General features: G+C 65.7%; 2 protein-coding genes and 1 pseudogene. All 3 read left to right on the top strand.

All coding sequences use genetic code 11. The annotated features are described in order from the left end of the window. Window positions 1-253, top strand: a 253-nt coding sequence (locus tag HAQ05_RS27775; protein ID WP_190427574.1) for a DUF1353 domain-containing protein, incomplete at its 5' end; no start/stop codon positions are given. A gap of 60 nt (window positions 254-313) precedes the next feature. Beyond that, window positions 314-865: a glycoside hydrolase family 19 protein gene (locus HAQ05_RS27770; RefSeq protein WP_190427571.1), complete on the top strand. Its 552-nt coding sequence runs from the start codon at window positions 314-316 to the stop codon at window positions 863-865. Continuing rightward, window positions 862-1,133: pseudogene (locus HAQ05_RS27765) on the top strand (lysis protein); the annotation flags it as partial. The gene HAQ05_RS27770 and the pseudogene HAQ05_RS27765, both read left to right, overlap by 4 nt.

Here is a 1,133-nt window from a genome sequence, read left to right as displayed (position 1 = left end):
CTCCTGGCTGGCGCCGCTGCTCTGGATCATCGCCGTGGGCGCTCTGGCGCTGTATGGCATCTGCGCCGGCTACGGCATGCGCCCGGCGATTCTGCACGACCAGCTTTATGGCCAAGGCGCATTCACCCGGGCCGAGTGCGACGCCATCTTCTACCGCGCCCTCACAACCGGCGACGGCACCGCCCGGTGGCGCGCATGGATCTTCTACGCCGGTGTGCGCCTGGGCGGCGCAAGCCACTACGGCACCGCCTGACACCACCTCGCAACACCGAAACCCGCCATCGAGCGGGATTTTTTTTGCCTGGAGAAAACCATGCAGATCACCGAAGAGCAGTTGCTCCAGATCATGCCCAAGGCCGGGGCCCGGGCCGCCGAGTTCGTGGCGCCCCTTAATTCGACCATGGCCTACTACGGCATCAACACACCTCAGCGCGTCGGCGCGTTCCTCGCCCAGGTCGGCCATGAGTCGGGCCAGCTTCGGTACGTGAGGGAGTTGGGTGGTGATGCGTACCTGTCGAAGTACGACACCGGCGCCCTGGCCAAGCGCCTGGGTAATACGCCAGAGGCGGATGGCGATGGGCAAATGTACCGGGGCAGGGGCCTGATCCAGATTACTGGCCGATCCAACTACCTGGCCTGCAGCCTGGCCCTGTTCCGCGATGACCGCTTGCTGAACCAGCCGCAGTTGCTCGAGCAGCCGATCTGGGCCGCCATGTCCGCCGGCTGGTACTGGTCGACTCACCGCCTCAACGAACTGGCCGATGCCGGCGACTTCGAGGCCATTACCCGGCGCATAAACGGCGGGCTGAACGGCCAGGATGACCGCCTGGCGCTCTATGACCAATCGCTGAAGGTGCTGGCATGACCGAAACCCAGTTGAAGTGGCTGGGCTATGGCGGCGCGCTGCTGCTGGCCTGCGCCCTGGGCTTCGCCGCGGCGTGGCTCTGGCAGGCCAATGCCTACAAGGCGAAGCTCGCCGCCCAGGATGCCGCGCATCAGTCCGACCTCACTACCATCGCCAACGCCGCCGCCGCACAATCCCGCACCGCGCTGGAGAAGCAGCAGCAGGCCGAACAGGCGCTGGCCGACCTCGATACCAAACGAACCAAGGAGAAGGCCGATGCATTGGCTGA

Origin of the sequence: Pseudomonas typographi (genome assembly GCF_014694385.1) — a bacterium.
GTDB lineage: Bacteria > Pseudomonadota > Gammaproteobacteria > Pseudomonadales > Pseudomonadaceae > Aquipseudomonas > Aquipseudomonas typographi.
The sequence above is the reverse complement of the archived record's forward strand: the minus strand, read 5'-3'. Positions and strand labels throughout refer to the sequence as shown.